The sequence below is a fragment of the Bacillus sp. sid0103 genome, assembly GCF_019219025.1.
Window position 1 is genome coordinate 1 of record NZ_JAHUWN010000090.1, and the last position, 883, is coordinate 883.

Consider the following 883-nt stretch of genomic DNA (forward strand, 5'->3'; position numbering starts at 1 on the left):
CGTTCACTTCAAGGTACTGTATTTTTAGCCGAAGAAGAAGTAGGACAGGATCTTAAGAAAATTATACAGAAGGGGACAGATTGGGCTATTTTTACAACAGGAATTGGAACACAGACTTTGTTGGATATTGCCGAAAAAAGGGGGATGAAACAAGCTTTTTTTAATATGATTCAACAATCCCAGATTGCTACTAGAGGGTATAAAACACTTTCTACATTAAAAAAACTAGGGCTTATGCCAGCAGCAGTGGATGAAAATGGGACAACCAAGAGTTTAATAAAATCTTTAGATAGTTTTGATTTTTTTGGAAAAAGAGTAATGGTTCAACTCCATGGTGAAAAAGCACCAGCTTTAATTACCTTTTTTGAAGAAAGAGGCGCAGATGTTTCAATGATTCTTCCATATCAGCACATTCCCCCGGAAACAGAAACAGTTTCAAAATTATGTCAAGAGCTGTTCGAAGAAAAGATCGATGCCGTTTGTTTTACTACTGCCATTCAAGTCCGTTCACTTTTTGACTTCGCTAGGGAGAAGGGGTTCGTGGAAGATCTTTTGGTAGCTTTTAGTAAGAATATACTAGCAGTTGCTGTTGGAAAAGTAACTGCAGAGGCATTAAGTGAAGAAGGTATTGAGGAGTTACTTGTCCCTAAACATGAGAGAATGGGTGCTATGATTGTCGAGTTATCTCGTTATTACCGTAATCATTAAAGTTATTTTTTTACATCATCTAGTAATTGATTTACTTAATAAAAATATTAAATAATTGGGAATGGTGGTAAACATTGTGAAATCCTATCTATCTTCAAGGGCTGAACAATTAAAACCTTCAGGTATTCGTCGTTTCTTGTGACTTAGCGAATAGCATGGGAGGCGTTATTTCATT

1 protein-coding gene is annotated in these 883 nt (G+C 36.1%); it reads left to right on the plus strand.

From position 1 onward, the window contains the following. Window positions 1–708 (plus strand): uroporphyrinogen-III synthase (locus tag KW850_RS32565; RefSeq protein WP_218351719.1); only part of this gene is annotated, 708 nt, incomplete at its 5' end. Window positions 709–883: the final 175 nt, after the last annotated feature.